Source organism: Goodfellowiella coeruleoviolacea (assembly GCF_024171785.1).
Taxonomy (GTDB): domain Bacteria; phylum Actinomycetota; class Actinomycetes; order Mycobacteriales; family Pseudonocardiaceae; genus Goodfellowiella; species Goodfellowiella coeruleoviolacea.
Map to the genome: position 1 here is coordinate 388,135 of NZ_JAMTCK010000003.1, position 25,077 is coordinate 413,211.

Consider the following 25,077-nt stretch of genomic DNA (forward strand, 5'->3'; position numbering starts at 1 on the left):
GAGCGGCCAGAACCGGGTCCCAGATCCGAGTCTCCGACGACCCCCGTCCCGGTCCGGGCGGGGGTCGTCGGTTTTGCGTACCCCGCCGCTCACGGTCCGCACAGTTTGGTGATCAAGTTCCGCTGAAACGTGGCACGTCTATCACCCATTAGTAGGACTACCGGGCACCGTGTGTTCTAAACTGAACTCGACAACGGTTTCCATTATGAGTTTCACGCTGTGTCGAGGAGCGCCCGGATGACCCTGAGATACCGCCGCACAGGGGCCGCGCTGGCCGGTCTTGCCCTGTCCACGCTCACCCTCTCGGCGTGCGGCAGCTCCACCGGCACCGGTGGCGACGCGGCCGGCGACCCCACCAAGATCAAGGTGGTGGCCTCGACCAACGTCTGGGGCAGCGTGATCCAGGCCGTTGGTGGTGACCAGGTCGAGGTCACCTCGATCATCAACAGTCCGTCGGCCGATCCGCATTCCTACGAGAGCGCCCCGGCCGACGCCGCCGCGCTGACCAACGCCAAGCTGGCCGTCTACAACGGCGGCGGCTACGACGACTTCTTCGCCAAGCTGCTGGAGGGTTCCGGCAAGGACGCCAGGAAGATCGTGGCCGTGGACCTGGCCGGGTCCGGCGAGTCGGGCGGCTCGACCGAGGCCGGGCACGAGTCGCCCGAGTCGGGCGCTGCGGAGTCGGGCGCTGCGGAGTCCGGCGCGGCCGAGTCGGGTGCGGCCGGGGCGGACGCGGACCACGACCACGACCACGACCACGGGCACGACCACGGCCATGACCACGGCGGGGGCAACGAGCACGTCTGGTACGACCTGCCCACGGTCAAGAAGGTGGCCGACAAGGCCGCCGAGGAGCTGGGCGCGGTCAAGCCGGAGGCCAGGGACACCTTCGCGGCCAACGCCAGGGACTTCGACGCCAAGATCGACGAGCTGCTGACCAAGGTGGAGCGGATCGGCGCCGAGCACCCGAACACCCGGGTGCTGGCCACCGAGCCGGTCGCCGGCTACCTGCTGGCCTCGGCCGGCCTGACCGACGCAACGCCCGAGGACTTCTCCGAGGCGATCGAGGAGGAGACCGACCCGCCGGCCGCGGCGATCGCGCAGGTCAACGACATGGTCACCGGCAAGCAGGTGGCGCTGCTGGTGAACAACGCGCAGACCGAGTCCCCGGTCACCACCCAGCTCGGCGACAAGGCCAGGGCGGCCGGCCTGCCCGTGGTGGACGTGACCGAGAGCCTGCCCGAGGGCGTCACCGACTACGTTGTTTGGATGAGCAAGCAAGTAGATGCCCTGGCGGAGGCGGTGGCCAAGCAATGACGGCGCACCCGGATGTCCGGTCGTCGGCCCAGCCCCCCGCGGTCGGAACCACGGCGGCCGGGGCCACGGCGGGCCAGCCGGCGACCGCCGGGCCCGCGGCGGACCGGCCCGCCGTGGCGTTGCGCGGCGCCGAGCTGAGCTACGGCACCCGGGTGCTCTGGTCCGGCCTCGACCTGGACATCGCCCCCGGGGAGTTCCTGGCCGTGCTCGGACCCAACGGTTCGGGCAAGACCAGCCTGCTGCGGGTGCTGCTCGGCCAGCAGGAGCTGTCCGCCGGGTCGGTCACCGTGGCCGGCGGCCCGCCCGGCCGGGGCAGCCGCCGCATCGGGTACATCCCGCAGCAGAAGGCGATGAGCCGCGGCCTCACCCTGCGCGGCCGGGACCTGGTCGGCCTCGGCCTGGACGGGCACCGCTGGGGCATCGGGCTGCGCAACCGGCGGGACCGCGCCCGGCGGGTGGACCAGGCCGTGGCCGCGGTGGGCGCCACCGGGTACGCCGACCAGCCGGTCGGCCTGCTCTCCGGGGGCGAGCAGCAGCGGCTGCGGGTGGCCCAGGCCCTGGTCGGCGACCCCGAGGTGCTGCTGTGCGACGAGCCGCTGCTGTCGCTGGACCTGGCCCACCAGCGCGCGGTCAGCGAGCTGATCGACGCCCGCCGGCGGGCGGCCAACACCGCGGTGCTGTTCGTCACCCACGAGATCAACCCGGTGCTGCCCCTGGTCGACCGGGTGCTGTACCTGGTCGACGGGCGGTTCCGGGTGGGCACCCCGGACGAGGTGATGACCTCGGAGACGCTGTCCGAGCTGTACCGGACGCACATCGACGTGGTGCGGGTGCGCGGCCAGATCGTGGTGGTCGGGGCGCAGGGCGCGGCCGGCGCCGACCAGCCGCACCACCCGATGGCCGCGACCGGCGGCACCGAGCAGTGAGCGAGCGGCAGGTAGGACGGTAGGACGCGCAGATGGACAAGCTCTTCGACTTCGCCCTGACCGCACAGCTGCTACAGCTGGACTTCGTGCGCAACGCGCTGCTCGCCGCGGCCGTGCTCGGCCTGGTCGCCGGGGTGCTCGGGCCGCTGATCATCAGCCGCAACATGGCCTTCTCCGTGCACGGCACCAGTGAGCTGGCGTTCACCGGCGGCGCCGCCGCGCTGCTGCTGGGCATCGGCGTCGGCTTCGGCGCGCTGGCCGGCGCGGTGGTGGCCGCGCTCATCCTGGGCCTGCTCAGCCGGCGCACCTCCGAGCACGACTCGGTGATCGGCGCGGTGCTGGCCTTCGGGCTCGGCCTCGGCGTGCTGCTGCTGTGGTTCTACCCCGGCCGGATGTCCAACAAGTTCGGGCTGCTGGTGGGCCAGATCGTGGGCGTGGACTTCGCCAGCATCCTGCTGCTGTCGGTGTGCGCGGTGCTGGTGCTGGCCGTGCTCGCGGTGATCTACCGGCCGCTGCTGTTCGCCAGCGTCGACCCGGAGGTGGCCGCGGCCAGGGGCGTGCCGGCGCGGCTGCTGGCCCCGGTGTTCGCCGTGCTGGTGGGCGTGGCCACCGCGCTGGGCGTGCAGACCGTGGGGTCACTGCTGGTGCTGGCGCTCATGGTCACCCCGGCCGCCGCGGCCTGCCGGGTCACCGCCAGCCCGGTGCGCGCCACGGTGCTGTCCGTGGTGTTCGCCGAGGTGTCGGTGCTGGGCGGGATCGTGCTGTCGCTGGCCCCGGGCGCGCCGGTGAGCGCGTTCGTCACGGCCATCTCGTTCCTGATCTACCTGGCCTGCCGGGTGATCAGCGCGGTGCGCACCCACCGCCGCCCCGCCACTTCCCCCCAGCAAACGCGCGAGTTGACGTTGCAAACCCCCTGAGTTGACACTTCACGCAGGGCCATGTGGGTGACCCCGGGCCGGATCGGCCCGGGGCCCCGGCGTCAGTTGACCGGGTGGGCGGCCAGGGCCTGGCCGAGCCTGTCGATGAACGAGGGGTTGAGGAACGGCACCGAGCCGCTGGCCAGCGTGCGCTCGACCACCTCGACCGCGATCACCTGCCGGTCGGTCAGCATGTTGATCACGTCGTCGGTGTGGTCGGCCAGCACCTGGTAGTGCACCAGGGAGATGTCGTTGAACGCGGCGCCCAGGTAGGGGCCGGTCGGCAGGGTGAACGAGTCACCGAGCCAGCCGACCCGGTCGCTGACCGTGCCGGTGATCGGCGGCGTGGAGAAGCGCACCACCTGCGAGTTGAACGACTCCGGCATGGACTGGGTGCGGTTCTCCGAGCCGTCCGGCCGCAGCCGGTAGAAGTGGCCCGACTTGGTGCCGGTGCGGCCCTGCAACGGGGGCAGGTCGGCCTTGGTCTGCCAGGACTGGCCCTCGCTGTCCTGCCAGGTGGCGGTCACCCCGGGCCTGACCTGCTCCGCGACCGCCTTGGCCAGCACGATCCCGGCCTCGTCGGTCCAGTGCGTGTCCAGCTTGTGGTAGACCACGCGGTGGATGCTGGCCTCCTCGTCCTCCAGCCGCTGGCGGATGTCCAGCGCGCCGGTCTCCGTCGGCACCCGCTGCCAGAACTGGGCGGTGGCCTGCTGCGCGCACTCCTTGTTCGGGTAGTCGTCGGGCAGGGTCTCCGGCACCATCGTGGTCTTGTCCGGGGCGACCACGAACACGAACCGCCGGCCGGACGCCTCCACCACCTGGCGCAGCCGCTGCACCTGCTGGATCGTCTGGTCCAGCGGCTGGGCCGGGTTGCACTTGGCGTCCATGTCCCGGCTGTAGTACAGCCAGCCGTCCTTGCCCTCCACGGCCCGGCCGTTGACGTTGGGGTCGACGCCGCCCGGTGCGGGCTGGGTGCTGTCGCCGTCGGCGCCGCCGGGCTGGCTCTGGCCGGGCTGGGTGGTCTGGCTGGTGTCGCCGGTGCTGCCGGTCAGCGGCCCGCTCTGGTCGTTGTCGCCCTGGTCGAACGGGGCCGGCTCACCGAAGACGCCCCGGCTGATCCCGTCGGCCGCCTGCACCGCCGCCGCCCGGAACACCAGGTGGTCGGTGGCCCACTGGCTCAGGCCGGTGAAGAACCCCCACCCCTGGCTCAGACTGGGGAACTCGGCCGGCGGGCGGTTCTCGATCTCGGCCGGGCGGGCACCGAACATCACCGACAGCACCGGAACCGCGAAGAAGATCGACGCGCACACCAGCGCGGTCCACTGCCGGCCGCCGTGTCGGGGCCGGTGCAGCGCGTGCTCCCGGGGCAGCCACGCCTCGTGCACGGGTGGCAGCGCGGCCGGTGGCCGCCACCAGGCCCGCCCCGGCTGCCGGGGCCCAGGACCCTGCTGCGGCTGGACCGGCCTGGCCGGACCGGTACCCGGCTGGCCTGGACCTGCCTGGCCTGGACCGGCTTGCTGGCCGGGACCTGCCTGGCCCGGACCGGCTTGCTGGCCGGGACCCACCGGACCGGGGCCGGGCTGGCCCGCACCGGGCTGCTGCGGGCCGGGCAGTGGGACACCGGGCCGCTGCCCCGGCTGGCCGAGACCCGGATGCCTGGGCTGCCCAAGGCCCTGCCGGGGCTGACCGGGGGCCGGCTGCGGCCGGTCGAGGCCCTGCTGTGGGCCGGCGCCCTGTTGCCGCAGGTTGGGTATGTGCTGCCGCCCGAACACCGTCACCCGCTCACGGTATCCCGACTGACCGTTCGCCTTGCGTCAAACCGGGCTTTTCCCAGTCAGGCAGGGGCACCGCGGCGGAACGGGGAGCACACGGCGGGCGCGCCACCACCGGTCCTCCCCGCCGCCGGCTCACCGCACGGCGAGCCGGCGGCCGCGGCCAGTTCGGCCAGTCGCGCGGATCCGTGGGCAGCGTGTCGTTGGCCGGGTACACCTCGGTGACAGCTCGCCGACCCCGGTGTCACTGCCGTTGTCGGCCCGGACCACGCCAAACGCCGGCCTGGTACGCCCGGCTCGTGCCGTCCCGTTGACCCAGTCGCTGAACTGCGAACGCGGCGTCCCGATCGCTCACCTGCCGCCGCCCCCTCGGTGTCAACCAGGCTCTCGTCTGGCTGCGCCAGCCGATCCGCGCTCGCGCTGACCGCTCGGTGTCAACCTGCTCACGTCACGCCGCCGGCACCGGCGGAGGTCGTACGGGGGACGCACCCGGGCCGGAAATGTGTCGCGGCGGGTGGAATGCCCGGTGGATCATGGGCGAATGTCAGGTATCTCCCAGGCCGTCGTGCTGATCACCGGCATCCAGGCGGCCGGCAAGTCGTCCGTGGCCCAGGCGCTGGCCGAGCGCCTGCCGAAGTCGGTGCACCTGCGTGGCGACACGTTCCGCCGCATGATTGTCAACGGTGGCGCCGACATGACCCCGGAACAGCACGCCGACGCGGTCGCCCAGCTCCGACTGCGGCACCGACTCACCGCGCAGGCGGCCGACACCTACTTCCAGGCCGGCTTCACCGTGGTGGCGCAGGACGTGGTGCTCGGTGCGGAACTGCGCCACCTCGTCGAGCAGATCCACAGTCGGCCACTGCTGCTCGTGGTGCTCGCGCCGAGCCAGGAGGCGGTGGCCGCCAGGGAGGCGGGCCGGACGAAGAAGGCGTACGGGACGTGGACGGTGCAGCAGCTGGACGAGGGGCTGCGCCAGGACACCCCGCGGCTGGGCCTGTGGCTGGACACGTCCACGCACACCGTGGAGCAGACCGTCACCGAGATCCTGGACCGCGCCTGGACCGAAGCGGCGGTGCGCTAGCCCCAGCCCACCCCGGCCCGACCCGGCGCAGCCCAGCTCGACCCCGCTTGGCCGCTCGGTCAGGACGCGAGCGCGGCATCGGACGACCCGCTGCCGGACCGGCCGGTCGGGCCACCCGGCCCCGGTCCCCTGCGGTCGTCGCCGCCGTCCTGCTCGGCCTCGGAGAACGCGTCGGCCGGGCACATCCGCAGGCCACCGCCGTCCTGGCGGGCCACCCAGACCTGGTTGCGGCCCCGCTCCTTGGCCTCGTACACCGCCGTGTCCGCGGAGTGCTGGGCCATGCCGAGGCTGGTGCCGCAGTTGGGGATGGTGGCCAGGCCGATCGACGCGGAGATCGCCTTGGGGCCGCTCCGCCCGCCGAGCGGGTCGGCGCTGCTGCGGCCGCGCAGCGAGATCAGGTTGTGCCGCTTGTCCTTGGTGATCACGGTCAGCGTGGCGATGGCGGAGCGGATGCGCTCGGCCACCACAACGCCCTCGCTGGTGCTGGTGTCGGCGAGCACCACCACGAACTCCTCGCCGCCGTCGCGCGCGGCCAGGTCGTCCGGCCGCAACTTCTCCCGCAGCACCCGGCCCACCTCGGCCAGCACGGCGTTGCCGGCCGGATGGCCCCAGGTGTCGTTGATCGACTTGAAGTGGTCGAGGTCGATCACCAGCACGGTGACCTCCTGGCCGTCCTGCAGGCAGCGCTGGGCCAGCCGCTCGCCGTACTCGGCCAGCCCGTTGGAGTTGAGCAGGCCGGTGCGGTAGTCGGTGTGCGCGTCCTCGGTGAGCTGCTGGTGGCGCTGCTGCTGCTCGTCGAGCAACTGCTGCTGCTCACCGAGCAGCCGGTGCAGGTAGGCGTGCCGCTGGCGGGTGCGGTCCAGCATGATGTTGGCCATGCTCACCGGCACCACGGCCAGCAGCGCCGCGGCCCAGTGGCCGGTCATCAGCACCCCGAGCAGCGCGCCGGCGCCCAGGGTGGTCACCTCCAGCAGGTTGTCCTCCCGGGAGCCCAGCACCTGCCGCCACCGGGTGCCCGGCTGGGTCAGCTTGATCGCACCGCCCACGGCCACCGCCTGGATGCCGCCGTAGATGACCGCGGCGACAGCCAGCACGACCACCATCACCAGGTCGTCCAGTCCGGTCGCGCTGGGGTGCACGGCCACCCCGGTCAGCTTGATCAACACCCGCACCGCCAGCACACTGGCCAGGATCTCGGCCGTGCTGAACACCAGCTGGTACAGCTTGCGCCGGGCGATCGGCTGGATGAGCATCCGGATGAGCATGATCAACGTGACGGTGCACACACTTGGCAGCACGAGAACCGCGGCAAAGGTCCAGACCGAGGTCAGGTCCATGTGCGGGCCGCGTGCGCTGTCCCGACGCTCCTCCTCGGCACGGCGGACCGCGATGTGGTGCGCCAGGCTGGCCGTGGCCAGCGTCGCGGTCCGGACCCAGTCACCGGTGGTGGGCAGGTGGTCGTTGGACAGCATCCAGACCACACCGACCAATACCACCGCCTCCACGCTCAGGAGATAGGCAATGGCTCTGGCCGGCAGCGACCAGATCGCCCATCTGGTGGGCAGTAGAGGCATGTGCTTGGCTTCGTCTTGGCTTGCGTCGGTCAAACTACTTACCTGACGGTGTATATCTACGAGGACTCCTGTGAAACCCTGCTCCCGGTCGGGGGTGATCAGCGTGCTGCGCAACCGCGAGTGGTGATCCCGTTGTCGTTGTCCCTAGTCACTCCTGGTGAGAGATGAGATAAGACGTTATGTCACGCAACCGTGAGTGGTGAAGGTGCCAGTGCCTACGCCGATGTCCCAGTGTTGGCCATGCGGTGCAGCCGACGCCAGGACAGGGCCCCGTACCAGGCCAGCAACACACCCAACACGCCAGCCCCGGCCAGCGCGGTGGTGACCGACCCGGCGAGCTGGGCGGCGCCACCCCCGACCGCCATGCCACCTCCCTGACTGGCCCGCAGCGCCGTGCGGGCGATGCCGTGTGCCCGCCCCCGGTAGGCGTCGGGCACCGATCGCCCCCACACCGCTCTGGCGGGCGTGTGGTACGCCCCGGCCATGGCCGCCACCAGCAACAACACCAGGGTCACCGGCAGGTTCGGGTGCAGTGCGAAGCCGATCAGCGGCGCCAGGGAGACCACCGCCAGCGGGCCGACCAGCCGTTCGCGCGCCCGGTCGTCGCGCACCAGCCGGTAGAGCAGCAGCACGCCGAGCACGTTCCCGGCGGGTTCGACGGCCAGCAGCAGCCCGGCCGCCCACGGCGTGCCGAGCCGGTCGGCCAGTGGCACGGCCAGGCCCTCGGGCACCATGGCGAACCCGGCCAGCAACCGCAGCCCGAGGGTCGACCGCAGCAGCGGGCTGCCCAGGATCACCGCCAACGCGCTCGTCCTGGCCGCCCCACCGTCCCCAGGGACAGCGCCCGGGGCGCCCGCGCGGTCCCCGCCCTCCGGGGCACCGGCACGGGCCGCCCGGCTCGGGTCGGCCGCCGGCCTGGCCACGCACGTCACCTGCACCAGCACCGCGACCAGGACGAACGTCGCCGCGTTGACGGCGAGGGCGGTGTGCGGGCCCGCCGCGGTCACCACCAGGCCGGCACTGGCCAGCCCCACCATCTGCGCGATGTCGGCGGAGGACCCGAACAGCGCCACCCCGTGGTCGTAGTCCCTGGCCGGCAGGGCCAGCGGCAGGGTGGCCTCCTGCGCGGCCAGGAACGGTGACGCGATCATCTGCACGGCCACCAGCAGCACGATCATCAGGGGCAGCGGCAGGTCGGGCAGGGCCATGACGGCCATCAGCGCCGCCTGCGCCCACGCGCAGCACACCATCACCGCGCGCCGCGGGTACCGGTCGGCCAGCCAGGCCAGCAGCGGACCGGAGACCAGGGTGGGCAGCATGGTCAGCGCGTAGCTGGTCGCGGTCCACGCCGCGGACTGGGTGCGGGCGTAGACGAGCAGGGACAGCGCGACAACCGCGAGCTGGTCACCCACGGTTGACACGGTTGCCGAGATCCACAGCCCCCGGAACTCCCGGTGGGCCAGGACGGCCCGGACAGAGCCTGTCGGCCTCACGGTCCCCGCCGGCTCGTCCGCGCTGCTGACCCAGCCACCTAACCCCTTTACGAAATGCTTGTCCCCACCTCGAAAGGTAGAAGCTACTGCCAGTTCATTCGCTACCGCAGCTAAGGGTGTACCTAAACAGAGTAGGTCGATAACTCTTCGTGGTCACGGCTGGAGGGTGCGGCGTGACCGGTCCCACCCACGCACCAGCCGAACGGCTCTGGCGGAGACGCGCCACACCGGTCCCCACCTAGAACTGGTAGTAGAGGAACGGGCTGAACGTGCCGCTGGCGATCAGGATCGCCGCGTAGACCAGCCCGACCGTCATCACCGCCACCCGCAGCGTGGCCGCGGGCACCCCCCGGGCCGACTCCAGGAACGGGCCGGTGACGGGCTGCGTCGGCAGGAACACCACCAGTGCGCACAGCAGCAGGATCACCAGCCGCTGGTTGGTCAGTGCCGTGTCCACCGCGTCGGTCAACCCACCGAAGTCGGGCAGCAGCATGTGGCCCAGCATGCTCAGGGCCTGGCCCATGTCCGGCGCCTTGAAGAACACCCAGCCGAACACCACCAGCAGCAGGGTGAGCACCCGGCGCGCGATCCGCCCGGCCAGGCTGGTCGGGGTGCGGTCCCAGCCGAAACCGCGTTCGATCACCAGCAGCGCGCCGTGGTAGACACCCCACACCAGGAACGTCCAGTTCGCGCCGTGCCAGAACCCGGTCAGCACGAACACGATGGACAGGTTGCGGTAGGTCCGGCCGACCCCGCGCCGGTTGCCGCCCAGCGGGATGTAGACGTAGTCGCGGAACCAGCGGGACAGCGACATGTGCCAGCGCCGCCAGAACTCGGTCACGGTCACCGAGGAGTAGGGCCGGGCGAAGTTCTCCGGCAGGCGGAAGCCCAGCATCCGGCCCAGGCCGATGGCCATGTCCGAGTAGCCGGAGAAGTCGAAGTACAGCTGGAGGGTGTAGCCGACCGCGCCCAGCCAGGCGATGCCGAAGGTCATCTGGTTGGAGGGCGTGGCGAAGCAGGCGTCCACCATGGGCGCCAGCGAGTCGGCGATGATGACCTTCTTGCACAACCCGAGCGCGAACCGGGGGAAGCCGGCGGCGATGTCGTCCAGCCGGTGCGTGCGCTCCTGGTGCAGCTGGTCGGAGATCTCCCGGAACCGCACGATCGGCCCGGCCACCAGCTGCGGGAACATCGCGATGTAGGTGACGAACGAGACCGGGTTGCGCAGCGCCGGCCGCTCACCCCGGTAGATGTCCACCACATAGGAGATGTGGTGGAACGTGTAGAACGAGATGCCGATCGGCAGCGCCAGGTGCGTCACGGGGAAGTCCCCGCCGAAGACCGCGGCCAGGTTGGCCAGCTGCTGGGTGGCGAACCCGGCGTACTTCCACACCACCAGCATGGCCAGGTCGAAGCCGATGATCCCGATTAACAGCCGGCGCCGCACCCGCTGGTCGGCACCGGGCCCGTCCGGTTCCAGCCGCAGCCCGACCAGGTAGTTGGCCACGATGCAGGCCAACAGCAGCAGCGTGGTCGCGCCGGCCGCGCTCAGGTAGAAGAGCAGGCTGGCCAGGGCCACCACACCGTTGCGCCAGCCCCGCGGGGTGATCAGGACGGCGACGAGTACCGCCGGCATGAAGTACCACAGGAACAGGGGAGTGGCGAACGACATCCTGGTGCCTTGCTGCAGGGGAGGGGGCGAGCAGTGACCCTAACCGAGTTCGCTGGGTAGCAGGCCGCGAACCAGGATTTTGCCGTGCCGTGCCGTGCCGTGCGGTCCGTACTGCTGGTCCGTGCCGTGCCAGGTTCGTGCCGGCTCGTGTTCGGTCTGGGTTCGTGCCGGTTCGCGTTCGGTCCGGGCTCGTGTTCGGGCGGCCGGCGTCGGGGCCGGCGCACGCCACCACAGGGGTGGCCCGCACCGGCCCGGTCCAGCCGTCACCGCCGTGGCACCGGCGCCCACCAGCACGCCGCCGCGCCGCGCGGTGCCGGGCGCCGCCCCGACCAGGACCGGGTCAGACCCGGCCGGCCAGGCGGCGGCGTCGCGCCACCTCGGCGAGCACAACGCCGGCCGCCACCGACGCGTTCAGCGACTCCACGCCGGCGGCCATCGGGATCGACACGGTCTGGTCGCACGTCTCGCGCACCAGCCGGGACAGGCCCCGGCCCTCCGAACCGACCACCACCACCAGCGGGCCGGTGGCCAGGTCCAGCCCGTCCACGGTGACCGTGCCGTCGGCGTCCAGGCCGACGACCATCAGGCCCTGTGCCGCCCAGTCACGCAGCGTCCTGGTCAGGTTGGTGGCCAGGGCCACCGGCACCCGGGCGGCGGTGCCCGCGCTGGCCCGCCAGGCCACCGCGGTGATGCCGGCGCTGCGCCGCTGCGGCAGCAGCACGCCGTGCGCGCCGAACGCCGCGGCCGAGCGCACCACCGCACCCAGGTTGCGCGGGTCGGTCACCCCGTCCAGCGCGACCAGCAGCGGGGGCTCGGTGGACTCGGTGGCCGTCTCCAGCAGTTCGTCGGGGTGGGCGTACTCGAACGGCGGCACCTGCAGGGCCAGTCCCTGGTGCATGGCGCCGCCGGTGAGCCGGTCCAGTTCGGGACGGCCCACCTCCAGCACGGAGATGCCCCGGTCAGCGGCCTGCCGCACCGCCTCGGCGACCCGGTCGTCCGCGTCGATGCCCATGGCGACGTACAGCGCGGTCGCCGGCACCTCGGCGCGCAGGCACTCGACCACGGGGTTGCGCCCGGCGATCAGTTCCGGTGCCTCTGCCGCGCCCTTGCGCCGCTGCTTGGCCTGCTGCGCGACCTTGGCCTTGGCCGCGGCCCGGCGCTGGGCGGGGTGCCCGGGCCGCATCTCGGCCTTGGGTGTCGGCCCCTTGCCGTGCAGACCCTTGGACTTCTGCCCGCCGGAGCCGACGACCGCGCCCTTTTTCGAGCCGGGCTTGCGCATCGCGCCCCGGCGCCTGGAATTGCCTGGCACTCAGTCGTCCTTCAATGTCCACTGTGGACCGTCGGGGGTGTCCTCGACGGCGATTCCGGCTGCCTCCAACCGGTCCCGCAAGGCGTCCGCGGTGGCGAAGTCACGGTCCTTGCGAGCGCGCTGGCGTTCCTCCAGCAGGGTCTCCACCAGGCTGCCCAGTGCCCGGCGCGGGCCGGCGTCGGTGGCCACCGCCTCGGCCCACCTCGGGTCCAGCGGGTCCAGCCCGAGCAGTCCGGTCATCGCCCGCACCGCCTCGGCCGCGGCCCGTGCGGCCGCGTCGTCACCGGCGTCCAGGGCGGTGTTGCCCTCGCGGACGGCGGTGTGCACCGCGGCCAGCGCCTGTGGCGTGCTCAGGTCGTCGTCCATGGCGGCGACGAACTCCGCGGTCAGCGCACCGGGCGCGACCGCGCCCACGCGCTGCACCACCCGGCGCAGGAAACCCTCGATGCGACGATACGCGGCAACCGCCTCGGACAGCGCCGCCTCGGAGTACTCGATGGTCGACCGGTAGTGCGGCGCGACCAGGTAGTAGCGCAGTTCGGGGGCGCGCACCCGGTCCAGCATCTGGGGGATGGACACCACGTTGCCCAGCGACTTGGACATCTTCTCGCCGCTCATGGTGACCCAGGCGTTGTGCAGCCAGTAGCGGGCGAACGGGTCGCCGGCCGCCCTGGACTGGGCCTGCTCGTTCTCGTGGTGCGGGAACACCAGGTCGATGCCGCCGCCGTGGATGTCGAACTCGGCGCCCAGGTAGGCGGTGGCCATGGCCGAGCACTCCAGGTGCCAGCCGGGCCGGCCCGGACCCCACGGCGTCGGCCAGGACGGCTCGCCGGGCTTGGCGCCCTTCCACAGCGTGAAGTCGCGGGGGTCGCGCTTGCCAACGCCCGCGGACTCGCCCTGCTGCACCTCGTCCAGGCGCTGGCCGGACAGCTGGCCGTACTCCGGGAACGAACTCACCGAGAAGTACACGTCGCCGGCCTCGGCATAGGCGTGCCCGGCGTCGATGAGCCGCCGCATCAGCTCCACCATCTGGGTGACGTGCCCGGTGGCCCGGGGAGCGATGGACGGGGGCAGGCAGCCCAGTGCGTCGTAGGCGGCCTCGAACGCGCGCTCGTGCTGGGCGGCCCACTCCCACCAGGGGCGGCCCGCCTGCGCGGCCTTGGCCAGCACCTTGTCGTCGATGTCGGTGACGTTGCGCACCAGCAGCACGTCCGCGCCGTCCCGGGCGAGCCAGCGGCGCAACACGTCGAAGTTGAGCGCGCCACGAACGTGGCCGATGTGGGGAACGCCCTGCACGGTCGCCCCACACACGTAGATCGACGCCGTCCCGTTCCGCATCGGGTGGAACTCCCGAGCGCTTCTGGTTGCGGTGTCGTAGAGGTGGAGGCTCACGCAAAGATGGTACGGGCACGCTCACCCAGCGTGGGGCCGAGTCCGCCCGGTGAGCCAACACCCCGGCGAAACCGCCGTCCAGGCTGCTCAGCGGGCTGTCACCCACCCCAGAACAAACCCCCACCCTTCCCAGGGGGGCGACCCCGGGTCCAGCCTATCCGCCACCCCCGCCCGGAAACACCCCACGACGTGGTGCTGGGGACAACCCCGAGGGCTGTGGACAACCCGAACACCGAACGGGTGAATCTCACGGCATCAGCCGAACATCGTGCTACAACGCGCGCGCCAGCACCGGCCGGCCCAACGCGGCGGCCACCCGCGACGGCTTCCCCCGCATGGCCGCCACCCACACCGGCCGCCCCCGCATGGCCGCCACACCCGACGGCCGCCACACCGGCTGCCGCCACACCGACTACCGCAGCACGCCCCGCGCGGTCAGCGCGGCCACCAGGCCGTCCGGTCGCTGCGCCGTGGGCAGCGGCTCGACCAGGGCGACCGCGCAGCCCACCGCGGCCGCGCCACCGTCCGCCTCGGCGCTGTCGCCGACCATCAGCGCGTGCTCCGGCGCCACCCCCAGCCGCGCGCAGGCGAGCCGGAAGATCTCCGGCTCCGGCTTCACCGCGCCCACCTGGTAGGACATCACGACCTCGTCGACGTACCCGCTGGCGCCGTGCTCGTCCAGGGACTGGCGGATGTCCCAGGCGATGTTGCTGACCACGCCCACCGCCAGGCCGGCCTCGGACAGCCGGCGCAGCACCGCCACCGCGTCCGGGTACGGAACCCAGTTCGCCGGGTCGACCATCTGCTCGTAGATCCGTTCGGCCAGCGCGCGGTCCCGCACCCCGGCCGCCTCGATCACCGCCAGGTAGACCGTCCGGTGCAGCTCCGGGTCGAGGTCACGCCGCTGCCACGCCCGCTGCACGTCCGGACCCAGCCCCGCGATCGCGGGACCGGTCGGCACGGTCAGCTGGTGCAGCAGCTCCGCCTGCGCACGCGCGTCCAACGGGGTGGTGGCGTCATCCATCAGGCCGCCCAGCCAGGACGCCTCGTTTTCCAACCGGAACAACGTACCGGAGAAGTCGAACAGCACCGCTTGGATCGCCACGTGCCGCGACGCTACGGGCAACCGCCGGCCGGGACCAGGCACACGTGACCCACGCCGCGTCGCGCACCACCGGCGATCGCCCGCGGCAGCGGCCGCGCGAGGCCAGCCGCCGAAGCGGCCGACCCCGCACGCGTCACAGCTGGGTCTGCCTGGTCTCCGGCAGGGCCAGCACGCACAGCAGGCTGATCACGGCCGCGCCGGCCATGTAGTAGCCGACCGAGGCGGACCCGAACCCGGCGACCAGCCAGGTGGCGATGGTGGGCGCCAGCGCACCGCCGAGCACCCCGCCCAGGTTGTAGGCGAACGACGAGGCCGAGTACCGGAACCGGGCGGGGAACAGTTCGGGCAGGAACGCGCCGAGCGGACCGTAGACCCAGCCCATCCCGGCCAGGGCCAGGGCGAAGGCCAGGCAGACCAGCGGCAGCGACCTGGTGTCCAGCAGCGGGAAGAACAGCAGACCGGCCACGACCGCGTACCCGCACCCGCTCAGCAGGACCGCGCGCCGGCCGAACCGGTCGGAGGCCCGACAGGCCAGCACCGTGGCGACCGCCATCGCCCAGATGGCCACGACCTGCAACAACAGCACGGTGTTCTTCGGGATGTGCAGGGTGCTGGTCGCGTAGGACAGGCCGAACGTGGTGGCGATGTAGAACAGCACGTAGGAGACGATGATCGTGCCGCCGCCGAGCAGCAGCCGGACCGGCGCGGTGCGCAGCATGTCCACCAGCGGCAGGGAACTGCGCTCCTGGCGCCGGATCACCTCGGCGAACACCGGCGTCTCAGCGATGCGCAGCCGCACCACCAGACCCACGACCACCAGCAGCGCGGAGGCCAGGAACGGCACCCGCCAGCCCCACGCCCGGAACGCCTCGTCGCTCTGCAGGCTGGACAGCACCAGGAACGCGCCGCTCGCCGCGAAGAACCCGATGGACGGTCCGATCTGCGGAAACGTGCTGTACCAGCCGCGCTTGCCGCGCGGCGCGTACTCCGCGGCGAGCAGGGCCGCCCCACCCCACTCGCCGCCCAGCCCCAGTCCCTGCAGGAAGCGCAACACCACCAGCAGCACGGGTGCCAGCACCCCGATCGTGGCGTGGCTGGGCAGCAGGCCGATGGCCACCGTGGACAGGCCCATGGTGAGCAGCGAGGCGACCAGCATGGACTTGCGGCCCACCCGGTCACCGAAGTGGCCGAACAGCAGCGAACCGAGCGGCCGGGCGATGAACGCCACCGCGAACGTGGAGAACGCCGCGAGCGTGCCGATCACCGGCGAGAGGTTCGGGAAGAACGCCGAGTTGATGACCAGGGCGGCGGCCGTGCCGTAGATGTAGAAGTCGTAGAACTCGATGGCGGTGCCCACGAAGCTGGCCAGGGCCACCCGGTTGAGCGCCCGGCCACCACCGGGCCGGGCACCGGGCTCGGCCCCGGCCGCTGCCTCGTTCTGGCTGGTCACCATGCTGCCGCCTCCTCTGGCACCCGCTCACGCACGGGCGCTCGCCGCAGGTTGCGGCCTGGCCACCGGGCTCGTCAAGGCGGCTTCCCGAGGAGCGGGACGCCACCCGGCCCGACGAGCCCGACGAGCCAGGCGAGGCGGCTCGGACTCGCTCAGCCGCGGCTGAAGACCTTCTGCGGGGTGAGCCGGATCACGACGCGCACGTCGTCCGGGCCGTCAGCGGCGTAGTCCTGGCCGGTGTACTTGCGCGCCAGCGCGTTGATCAGCTCCCGGCCACCGTCCTCGGTGAGCGTGACCGTGCCGCGCACCTCCAGGTACGCGTAGGGGTTGGCGCTGTCGAGGATGCTCACGCTCACCCGGGGGTCGCGGCGCAGGTTCTTCTCCTTGCGCCGCCCGACCAGGGTGGAGAACAGCAGGTCGTCGCCGTCCCGGCCGACCCAGACCACCGAGGTCTGCGGGCTGCCGTCCGGGTTGAGGGTGGCGAGGGTGGCGAAGTTCGTCGCGTCGATGATCGCGCGGCTCTGCTCGTCGAGGGTCACGGCCATGTGGTGATCCTACGAAAACCGACCGCTGCGCGCGTTCGTGCGACCACCGCTCGTGGTCGGCGCGCCCGCCGTCAGTCGCGCCGCACCAGCAGGGCGGTGGCCACGGCCGCGATGCCCTCGCCCCGGCCGGTCAACCCGAGCCCGTCGGTGGTGGTGCCGGACACGCTCACCGGCGCGCCCACGGCCTCGGACAGCACGCGCTGCGCCTCGTCCCGCCGCTTGCCGATCTTGGGCGCGTTGCCGATCACCTGCACGGCCGCGTTGCCCACCTGGTAGCCGGCCTCGGTGAGCAACCGGTTGACCTCGGTCAGCAACCGCACGCCGGACGCGCCGGCCCACCGAGGGTCACCGGTGCCGAACACCGCGCCCAGGTCACCCAGGCCGGCGGCGGACAGCAGCGCGTCGCACAGCGCGTGCGCGGCCACGTCACCGTCGGAGTGGCCGGCGCAACCGTCCACTCCGTCCCACCGCAGCCCCGCGATCCAGCACGGCCGGCCGGCCTCGACGGGGTGCACGTCGGTGCCGATTCCGACCCTGGGGATCACACCGGACTCCTGTTGTCGGCCAGCATGGCGCGCACCACGGCGAGGTCGAACGGGGTGCGCACGCGCATCGCCGTGGGGTGGCCGGGCACCGTGCTGACGCGCGGGGCGTCCGGCAGCCGGGTCACCAGTTCGAGGTCGCTGGCTGGGTCGTCGGGTTGGGCCAACCGGTAGGCGCGGCGCAGCACGTCCACGGCAAAGCCCTGGGGTGTCTGCGTCACGCGCATCGCGGAACGGTCCGGAGTGGCCTGGATCACCCCGGCGGGGTCGACCTGCTTGACGGTGTCGGTCAGCGGCAACACCGGGACCACGACCGGGTTGCCCGCCAGCACCGCGTTGACCACGGCCTGGACGGTTTCCGGTGGGGTGAACGGCCGGGCGGCGTCGTGGACCAGCACCACGCGCGCGTCCGGGCAGCGTTCCAGTGCGTGGTCCAGGGCGCGGCGGGCGGCCTCGATTCGGCCGGCGGGCCCGGAAAACGCGTCCGGGAACACGTGAACCGCCTCACCGAACGAATCCAGTGAGGCGGTTACGGTGTCTACATCGGACGGTTGAGTCGCCACCACGACCTGCTGGACGCAGCCGGCGTCGAGCAACCCGCGTACCGCGTGGACCAGAAGCGGCTCACCGTCACCCGATTCGACGCGCTCACCCGACGTGGCCACGCGCACAAGCGCGATGCTCATGTTCGCGGTCCGTTCCCGTGGGCGGTCTCGGTGTCAGTTCACGATGCGGTGGCGAGGACCTCGTCGAGGAGCACCTCGGCCCTGTCCTCATCGGTGCCTTCGGCTAGCGCCAACTCGCTGACCAGTATCTGTCGGGCCTTCGCCAGCATTCGCTTCTCACCAGCAGAAAGCCCGCGATCCTTCTCGCGCCGCCAGAGGTCGCGCACCACTTCGGCCACCTTGTTCACATCGCCAGAGGCGAGCTTCTCCAGGTTTGCCTTGTACCGCCGGGACCAGTTGGTCGGCTCCTCGGTGTGAGGAGCGCGCAAGACCTCGAAGACCCGATTGAGACCGTCCTGGCCGACCACGTCGCGAACACCGACGATCTCGGCGTTGTCGGCTGGCACGCGCACGGTAAGGTCGCCCTGAGCAACCTTGAGGACGAGGTACTTCCGCTCCTCGCCCTTGATCACGCGGGTCTCAATTGCTTCGATGAGAGCGGCACCGTGGTGCGGGTAGACGACGGTCTCTCCGACCTTGAAAACCATGTGTCCTCTGCCCCTTTCGCTACCCCCATCCTAACACGCTGGGCAATCCCTGTTCGAGTAGCTAACGATCGGTAACCGCAGGTCAGCGGGGGCGTGAAGGGTTGACAAACCACCTGTTCGCGTGCAAGGGCCGAGGTGCTCTCCGGCCCGGTCGCGGCCGGTGCGGGCGGTCCTGGGGATCCACTGTGGACGAACAGTGGGGCTGGCGGCGGGGCGGCCGGCGACGCGGCGGACGGCCCGATCAGGGCACCAGACGCCGAGTGACCGGCCCCACCCGGTTACGCTCGTGCCCTAACGGCGTGACCTCGCCCGGCGTGGTCAGGCCGAGGTCGCCGGTACACCAGGAAGGATCGTCCTCGCCGTGAGCCGCGCAGTGCAGAGTTTGACAGCGTCCAAGCGGGCTGTTGCCACGGCCGTGTTCGCGCTGGGTCTTGGCCTGACCGTCGCGGGTTGCGGCGCGGGCCAGGTCACCCAGACCGACACCCAGGTCGCCGCGGTGAACGGGGCCAGCGGTCAGGTCGGCGACATCGCCGTGCGTGATGCCCAGTTCGCCTTTCCGGACAACGCCGACAGGTACTACCGGTCTGGTTCGGACGCCTCGCTGATCGTCACCATCGTGAACAACGGGACCTCGCCCGACCAGGTGGTTTCCGTGACCAGCGAGATCGCCGCGCAGGCCAGGATCACCGGCAGCACCGACGTGCCCCCCGGCCGGTCGCTGCGCGCCGGCAGCGACGAGGACGACGTGACCGCCCTGCCCACCACCACCGGCGCCAGCGGCTCGTCCGAGGTGTCCTCCGGGGCGGCGACCCCGTCGTCCGGCTCGGTGTCGTCCGGCTCGGTGTCGTCCGGTTCGGCCCAGTCGAGCGCGCCCTCCAGCGGGTCCTCGGCCAGCAGCTCGGTCAGCGGCTCGGCCAGCCCGTCCGGCTCGGCCAGCGCCAACCCGAGGAACTCGCCCGGCAGCGCCAACCAGGAGCAGACCGTCGGCCAGTTCAGCGTGGTGCTCACCGGTCTCACCCGGGACCTGCGGCCCGGCGAGGTGGCCAAGGTCACGTTCCTGTTCAAGAACGCCGGCCAGCTCACCCTCGAACTGCCGATCGGCGCCCCGGCTGAGACGCCGAGGCCCGAGGTCACCCACGGTGCCGGCGGCGAGACCAGCCACGGTTCGGGGCACTGACCCCGCCACCGGGTAACCCCCACAGCTCCGCGACAGGGCCGGCGGCACCACGGGGTGCGGCCGGCCCTGTCGGTCGCTGGCCCTAACTTTGACCCCGTGGCGACGAAGAACGCGCGGCCGACCCGGCCCAACTACCGGTGTGTGGAGTGCGGCCACGAGGTCGCCAAGTGGGTGGGCCGCTGCCCCGAGTGCCAGGCGTGGGGCACGGTGGAGGAACGCGCCGCCGCCCGGCCCGGCCTGGCCAAGCTCGTCGCCGGCCCGCCGAGCATGCGGGCCAAACCCATCGCCCAGGTGCCCATCGAGACCGCCAGGGCCACCTCCACCCGGATCAGCGAGCTGGACCGGGTGCTCGGCGGCGGCCTGGTGCCCGGTGCGGTGGTCCTGCTCGCGGGTGAACCCGGGGTGGGCAAGTCCACCCTGCTGCTGGAGGTCGCCTACCAGTGGGCGGACAAGGCACCGGGTCCGGCGCTGTACGTGACCGGTGAGGAGTCGGCCGGCCAGGTGCGGCTGCGCGCCGAGCGCACCGGCAACGTGCACGACGAGATCTACCTGGCGGCCGAGAGCGATCTGGCGGCCGTGCTGTCCCACGTGGACGAGATCAACCCGGGTCTGCTCATCGTGGACTCGGTGCAGACCATGTCCTCGCCCCACGTGGACGGCAGCCCCGGTGGCCCCACGCAGGTGCGGGCGGTCACCTCCGGGCTGGTGGCGCTGGCCAAGGACCGCGGCCTGCCCGTGGTGCTGGTCGGCCACGTCACCAAGGACGGCGCCGTGGCCGGGCCCAGGCTGCTGGAGCACCTGGTGGACGTGGTGCTGCACTTCGAAGGCGACCGGCACTCGACGTTGCGCCTGGTCCGCGGGGTGAAGAACCGGTTCGGCGCGGCCGACGAGGTCGGCTGTTTCGAGCTGCGCGACGACGGCATCATCGGCGTGCCCGACCCCTCGGGCCTGTTCCTCACCCAGCGCGACACCGGTGTGGCCGGCACGGCCGTGACCGTGGTCGTGGAGGGCAAGCGCCCGCTGCTGGGCGAGCTGCAGGCGCTGGTCGCCCCCACCAACCTGCCGGCCCCGCGCCGCGCGGTGAGCGGGCTGGACGCGGCCCGGGTGGCCATGGTGCTCGCCGTGCTGGAACGGCGGGGCCGGGTGCGGATCGGCGACAAGGACGTGTTCACCGCGACGGTCGGCGGCATGCGGGTGCTGGAGCCGGCCGCCGACCTGGCCCTGGCCCTGGCCGTGGCCTCGGCCACCCGGGAGGTGGCGCTGCCGCCGGACATGGTGGTGCTCGGCGAGGTGGGCCTGGCCGGCGAGGTGCGCCGGGTGACCGGGGTGGGCCGCCGGCTGGCCGAGGCCGCCCGCCTCGGCTTCACCCGGGCGCTCATCCCGCCCGACTCGGGCAAGCTGCCGCCGGAGGTGCGCGCCACCGTGGTGCCCGACATCGGGTCGGCCCTGCGCGCCCTGTACGAGCACGCCGAACAACAGCCCGGGTAGCCGGATTCGGCCGGGCCGGGCCGTGCCGGGCTGGGCCGTGCCGGGCTGGGCCGTGCCGGGCTGGGCCGTGCCGGGCTGGGCCGTGCCGGGCTGGGCCGTGCCGGGCGACGGTGTCTGGGCGCATTCGTGGCGACGGCTCACCGGCACCGGTCACAATGGCCGGGGTCACCAGGCCAGCCACAGCCGGGAGTTCGCCACGATGTCGGGATCGCCACTGCCGCTGCCGGTGCGCGCGGTCCTGCCTGATCTCGCGCTGCACACGGCCCTGCGCCGGGGCATCGACCGGGTCAGCCGGGCGCGGACCGGTGGCCTGTTCGTGCTGGGCTGCAACGACCGGGTCGAGTCGATCTGTCGCGGCGGTTACCCCGTGGCCGCCGAGGTGACCGAGGACAGTCTGAACCAGCTCAGCAAACCCGATCTCGCCGTGGTGCTGGCCGACGGCCTCACCACGATCGTCCGGATCAACACCGAACTGGCCCCACCGGTGGGGACCACCGTGGCCGGCCGGGGTGCCCGGCACCTCACGGCATCACGGGTCGCCGCCTTCACCGGCCGGCCGGTCGTCGCGGTCAGCGAGGAGACTGGCGCGATCACCCTGTTCGCGGGGGAACACGAGTACCAGCTGACCGAACGGTCGGTGCTGGTCAGCAAGGCGTCGCTGGCCGTGCTGGCGCTGGACACCGACGTCAGGGAACTGCGCGGGACCGCATCCGGCCAGCACACCGAGCGGCGTGGCGGCCGAGCCGAGGAACTGACCGAACAGGCCGGTCAGCGCGTGGTCGAACTTGAGGACTACCTCGTCGAGTTGGGCCGTGAGGGCATCCAGGTCGAGTACTTGCTGGACAGGTACTGCGCGGAGTTGGGCATCGAGCGCGCACCTGCCGGCCCGAGGCAGTCGCAGACCGCCGTGCCCGCGGTCCAGGCGATCGCCAGGGAACTGGACGACTGGCTGCACCAGGGACTGCTGGCCGCGGACCGGGTGCTCAGCGGCCGGGTGTCCGTCGCGGCGCCGGCTGCCCCGCACGAGCCGACCAAGGCGTTTCCCCGGATGTCGTTCGACACGGACGCGGCCGCGCTGCGGTTCTGCGACGACCACCTGGCCAGCCTGCTCGCCGGGATCAACCAGGCGGTCGAGGCGGCCGAGCACGACCGGGCGCTGCGCCGCTGCCTCGCCCTGCTGGAGTACTTCTACCGGCGCAAGCCCTGGCCGCAGTGGATCAAGGTGCTCAACCTGGTCGTGTTGGCCGCGCGGCAGTTGGACGACCACGCCGCCGAGGCGTCCGTGTTGACCAGTCTTGGTGTGGCACACCGGGAATCCGGTCAGCTGGAAGCCGCGGTGGACCTGCTGGTCGAAGCCGAACGGGCCTGGTGGGCCGCTGCCGACCCGGTCGGGCGGGCCGAGGCGCTCAACCACCTGGCCTACGCGCACGTCGACCAGGGCGGACGACGCAACGCCAGCACCGCGCTCCACTGTGGACAGAAGGCGCTGGAGTTGTTCGAACGCGCCGAGAACTGGCTCGGTGTGGGCAAGGCGCTGAACAACCTCGGCGTGATCCAGCGCCGGCTCGGCAATCTGACCGAGGCGCTGGACTGCGGTCAGCACGCCATGGCCGTGTTCGACCGGATCGGCCATCCGCGCGGCTACCACTGGGCGCTGGCCAACGTGGGCAACGTGCACCGCGACGCCGGCCGACACCGGGACGCGATCGACTGCTACCAGCGGGCACTGGCCTGGCGGGTGCGCACCGGTGACGAGTACGGCACCGCCATCACCAGGGCCGATCTGGCCGCGGCACTGCGGGCCAGCGGCGATCACGTCGGCGCGGCGCAGCAGTGGCAGCTGGCCTGGGAGGTCTTCGACCGGCTCGGTGATCCCAGAGCCGACATCGTCCGCGACCAGTTGGCGCGGACGACACCCGGGTAACCGCGACATGAGGGGGCAACAGGAGTGGAAGCGGGGGGCGTCACCCACAACAGCATGTCCGGCTCAGCGCACACGGTCGTGCAGGCGGGGAAGATCGAGCGGCTGACGGTGATCTCGGCGGAAGCGCTGCTCGACATTCCGCAGCAACTCGGCCCGGACATCGCGTACTTCACCGACCGCACCGAGGACCTGCGGCGCGCTCGGAACCTGCTGACGGACCGGGAAGCGCACGGCGTGCGGCTGATCACCGTCAGCGGCAGTCCCGGCGTCGGCAAGAGCGCGTTCGCAACCAGACTGGGCAACGAGGTCCGCGAGCACTTTCCGGACGGTGTTCTCTACCTGGACCTGCACGGCTTTGACCCGGTGCGCGATCCGCTGGAGCCCGAGGCGGCCATTGACGAGTTGCTGGGCCGCCTCGGTGTGCCGGACGGGTTGGTCTCGGGCAGCTTCGAAACCCGTGCCGCGCGCTTCCGGTCCATCATGGACTCCCGGGAAACCTTGGTGATCCTGGACAACGCCAAGAACGTCAAGCAGGTTCGGCCGCTGCTGCCGGCGGGCAGGGGTTGTGCGACCGTGGTGACCAGCCGCCACCGGCTGACCGGTCTGGCCGGGGCCAGAGCCGTGAACCTGGACACCCTGCCACTGCCTGACGCCAAGCAGATGCTCACCACCCTGTTCGACCACGGTGGAGTCAGGCTGACCGACGCCCAGGTGACAGAACTGGCGGAGCTGTGCGCCTGTCTGCCGCTCGCGCTGGAGATCGCCGCCCAACTCATCAACGGCCGGCCGCGGCGGGCCGCACAGGTGATCAGGGAACTGGGCGACAACAAGAAGCGGCTGGCGAAACTGAGCGGCCTCGACGACGAACTCAAGGCCATCCGCCATGTGTTCTCCTGTTCCTACCAGTTGCTGCCAGCGTCGGCGCGGCAGGCCTTCCGGCTGCTCGGACTGCATTTCGGCCCGCGGATCAGCCTGTCGGCGGCAGAGGCGGTGACGGGTCAGCCCGACGACGAGTTGGCGGACACTCTGGACCAGTTGGTCAACGCCAACCTGGTGGCGGACGAGGACGAGGAGCGGATCCGCTGCCACGACCTGCTGCGGTTGTACGCCAGGGAGCGGGCCGAGCAGGAGGAGTCCGAAGCGGAGCGGGAGGCGGCGGTGCGTCGGTTGGTCACCTGGTACCTGCACAGCGCGGTCGCGGCGGAGCGGGCGATCAACCCGCACCGGCGTCGGGTGCCGCTCGACCTGCCACCCGCGTCCAGCCCGACCGAAGCCTTCGCGGACCGGCAGCAGGCGCTGTCCTGGTGCGCTGAGGAACAGGCCAACCTGGTCGCCGCGGTGGTCGAGGCACACGAGCGCGGTTGGCACGACCTGGCCTGGAAGCTGGCCGCCACCCTGTCGGAATACTTCTACCAGCGCAAACCATGGCGCGACTGGGTCGCGACGCACGAGCGGGCGCTGGACTCCGCGCAGCGGTGCGGCGAGGTGCGCGGGCAGGCGGAGATCCGGGGCAGCCTGGCCATCGCCTATCGCGAACTGCGCCGACCAGCGGCGGCCCTGGCGGAGTTCAGCACGGCGATCGAGCAGTTCCAGCAGGCCGGCGACAGCCACGGCGAGGCGTGGACCAGGAACACCCTCGGCTACGCCTGGCGCGAGGCGGGCGAGCCGGCTCGCGGCCGCGACGAGTGCGTCCGCGCGGTGGGGCTGTTCCGGGAGATCGACGACCGCTACGGCGAGGGTGCGGCACTGAACAACCTCAGCGGTATCCGATGCGTGCTGGGTGAACTGGGCCAGGCCCTGGCCGACGCGCAGCAGGCGGTGCGGGCGTTCGCCGAGGTCGGCGACGAGCGCAGCGAGGCATGGGCGCGCAACGGCGTCGGCGCCGTCTACCAGAGCCTGGGCCGGCTGCCCGAAGCCGCGGCCGCTCTCGCCGAGGTCGCCGAGGACCGCGGCCGGATTGGTGACCACTACGGGCAGGCGCACACCCTGACCAGCCTGGGGGGCGTGCTGCGCGACCTTGGCGAGACCGCGCGGGCCCGCCAGGTCTGGCAGCAGGCCCTGATCATCTTCGACGCCCTGGCCGACCCCAGGGCCGCCAGCGTGCGCGAGGACCTGGCCACCCTGTCCGCCGACTAGCTCGTCGGCTGGTTGCCCTCCCCGTCCCACCCGATCGGGGT

General features: G+C 72.1%; 20 protein-coding genes. 8 read left to right on the top strand and 12 right to left on the bottom strand.

The genetic code is table 11. The features are described from left to right. Positions 1 to 237 precede the first annotated feature (237 nt). The 3 genes from LX83_RS07835 to LX83_RS07845 are packed head-to-tail and all read left to right on the top strand — an operon-like array spanning position 238 to position 3,160. The gene (locus tag LX83_RS07835) at positions 238 to 1,317 is read left to right on the top strand and encodes a metal ABC transporter solute-binding protein, Zn/Mn family (RefSeq protein ID WP_253768637.1); all 1,080 of its coding nucleotides are present in this window, start codon (positions 238 to 240) and stop codon (positions 1,315 to 1,317) included. Continuing rightward, positions 1,314 to 2,243, top strand: a complete 930-nt coding sequence (locus LX83_RS07840; RefSeq protein ID WP_253768641.1) for a metal ABC transporter ATP-binding protein — start codon at positions 1,314 to 1,316, stop codon at positions 2,241 to 2,243. Before LX83_RS07835 ends, LX83_RS07840 begins: the two co-directional genes overlap by 4 nt. 32 nt (positions 2,244 to 2,275) lie before the next feature. Continuing rightward, the gene (locus LX83_RS07845) at positions 2,276 to 3,160 is read left to right on the top strand and encodes a metal ABC transporter permease (protein ID WP_253768644.1); all 885 of its coding nucleotides are present in this window, start codon (positions 2,276 to 2,278) and stop codon (positions 3,158 to 3,160) included. Between the two features lie 62 nt (positions 3,161 to 3,222). Here the strand turns inward: LX83_RS07845 and LX83_RS07850 are convergent, their stop codons facing one another. Continuing rightward, a complete protein-coding gene (locus LX83_RS07850; protein WP_253768648.1) occupies positions 3,223 to 4,545 on the bottom strand; it encodes an alginate O-acetyltransferase AlgX-related protein in 1,323 nt (440 codons plus the stop codon). Between the two features lie 928 nt (positions 4,546 to 5,473). On the opposite strand from LX83_RS07850, the gene LX83_RS07855 reads away from it, so the two are divergent. After that, a complete protein-coding gene (locus LX83_RS07855) occupies positions 5,474 to 6,016 on the top strand; it encodes an AAA family ATPase (protein WP_253768651.1) in 543 nt (180 codons plus the stop codon). A 59-nt stretch (positions 6,017 to 6,075) separates the two neighbouring features. On the opposite strand, the gene LX83_RS07860 is transcribed toward LX83_RS07855, so the two are convergent. From LX83_RS07860 to LX83_RS07910, 11 genes are all read right to left on the bottom strand, one after another. After that, positions 6,076 to 7,512: a GGDEF domain-containing protein gene (locus LX83_RS07860; protein WP_253768655.1), complete on the bottom strand. Its 1,437-nt coding sequence runs from the start codon at positions 7,510 to 7,512 to the stop codon at positions 6,076 to 6,078. Positions 7,513 to 7,805: 293 nt separating this feature from the next. Next, positions 7,806 to 9,083: an MFS transporter gene (locus LX83_RS07865; protein ID WP_308203932.1), complete on the bottom strand. Its 1,278-nt coding sequence runs from the start codon at positions 9,081 to 9,083 to the stop codon at positions 7,806 to 7,808. A 238-nt stretch (positions 9,084 to 9,321) separates the two neighbouring features. Next, complete coding sequence (locus LX83_RS07870; protein WP_253768663.1) at positions 9,322 to 10,755, bottom strand: MBOAT family O-acyltransferase; 1,434 nt, start codon at positions 10,753 to 10,755, stop codon at positions 9,322 to 9,324. A 340-nt stretch (positions 10,756 to 11,095) separates the two neighbouring features. Then, the gene (gene rlmB / locus LX83_RS07875) at positions 11,096 to 12,064 is read right to left on the bottom strand and encodes a 23S rRNA (guanosine(2251)-2'-O)-methyltransferase RlmB (protein ID WP_253768667.1); all 969 of its coding nucleotides are present in this window, start codon (positions 12,062 to 12,064) and stop codon (positions 11,096 to 11,098) included. Continuing rightward, positions 12,065 to 13,456: a cysteine--tRNA ligase gene (cysS, locus tag LX83_RS07880; protein WP_253768669.1), complete on the bottom strand. Its 1,392-nt coding sequence runs from the start codon at positions 13,454 to 13,456 to the stop codon at positions 12,065 to 12,067. 412 nt (positions 13,457 to 13,868) lie between these two features. Then, positions 13,869 to 14,561, bottom strand: coding sequence for an HAD family hydrolase (locus LX83_RS07885; RefSeq protein WP_253768672.1), 693 nt, complete (start codon positions 14,559 to 14,561; stop codon positions 13,869 to 13,871). Positions 14,562 to 14,694: 133 nt separating this feature from the next. Further along, positions 14,695 to 16,014 (bottom strand): MFS transporter, encoded by a 1,320-nt coding sequence (locus LX83_RS07890; protein WP_253768675.1) that lies wholly within the window; start codon positions 16,012 to 16,014, stop codon positions 14,695 to 14,697. Positions 16,015 to 16,163: 149 nt separating this feature from the next. Next, positions 16,164 to 16,556 (bottom strand): PPOX class F420-dependent oxidoreductase, encoded by a 393-nt coding sequence (locus LX83_RS07895; protein ID WP_253768677.1) that lies wholly within the window; start codon positions 16,554 to 16,556, stop codon positions 16,164 to 16,166. A gap of 71 nt (positions 16,557 to 16,627) precedes the next feature. After that, positions 16,628 to 17,101 carry a 2-C-methyl-D-erythritol 2,4-cyclodiphosphate synthase gene (gene ispF / locus LX83_RS07900; protein ID WP_253768680.1) on the bottom strand — a complete coding sequence of 158 codons (474 nt, stop codon included), beginning with the start codon at positions 17,099 to 17,101 and terminating at the stop codon, positions 16,628 to 16,630. Further along, positions 17,098 to 17,784 (bottom strand): IspD/TarI family cytidylyltransferase, encoded by a 687-nt coding sequence (locus LX83_RS07905; RefSeq protein WP_253768683.1) that lies wholly within the window; start codon positions 17,782 to 17,784, stop codon positions 17,098 to 17,100. Before LX83_RS07905 ends, ispF begins: the two co-directional genes overlap by 4 nt. A gap of 38 nt (positions 17,785 to 17,822) precedes the next feature. Next, positions 17,823 to 18,311, bottom strand: coding sequence for a CarD family transcriptional regulator (locus LX83_RS07910; protein ID WP_253768685.1), 489 nt, complete (start codon positions 18,309 to 18,311; stop codon positions 17,823 to 17,825). A gap of 382 nt (positions 18,312 to 18,693) precedes the next feature. Here LX83_RS07910 and LX83_RS07915 point away from each other — a divergent pair, with 382 nt between their 5' ends. The 4 genes from LX83_RS07915 (at position 18,694) to LX83_RS07930 (ending at position 25,036) form a co-directional block, all read left to right on the top strand. Next, the gene (locus tag LX83_RS07915) at positions 18,694 to 19,488 is read left to right on the top strand and encodes a hypothetical protein (protein ID WP_253768688.1); all 795 of its coding nucleotides are present in this window, start codon (positions 18,694 to 18,696) and stop codon (positions 19,486 to 19,488) included. Positions 19,489 to 19,584: 96 nt separating this feature from the next. Next, on the top strand, positions 19,585 to 20,976 hold the full coding sequence (gene radA / locus LX83_RS07920; RefSeq protein WP_253768700.1) for a DNA repair protein RadA: 1,392 nt from the start codon (positions 19,585 to 19,587) through the stop codon (positions 20,974 to 20,976). 199 nt (positions 20,977 to 21,175) lie between these two features. Then, the gene (locus LX83_RS07925; RefSeq protein WP_253768703.1) at positions 21,176 to 22,900 is read left to right on the top strand and encodes a tetratricopeptide repeat protein; all 1,725 of its coding nucleotides are present in this window, start codon (positions 21,176 to 21,178) and stop codon (positions 22,898 to 22,900) included. A gap of 54 nt (positions 22,901 to 22,954) precedes the next feature. Further along, positions 22,955 to 25,036 (top strand): ATP-binding protein, encoded by a 2,082-nt coding sequence (locus tag LX83_RS07930; RefSeq protein WP_253768706.1) that lies wholly within the window; start codon positions 22,955 to 22,957, stop codon positions 25,034 to 25,036. Positions 25,037 to 25,077: the final 41 nt, after the last annotated feature.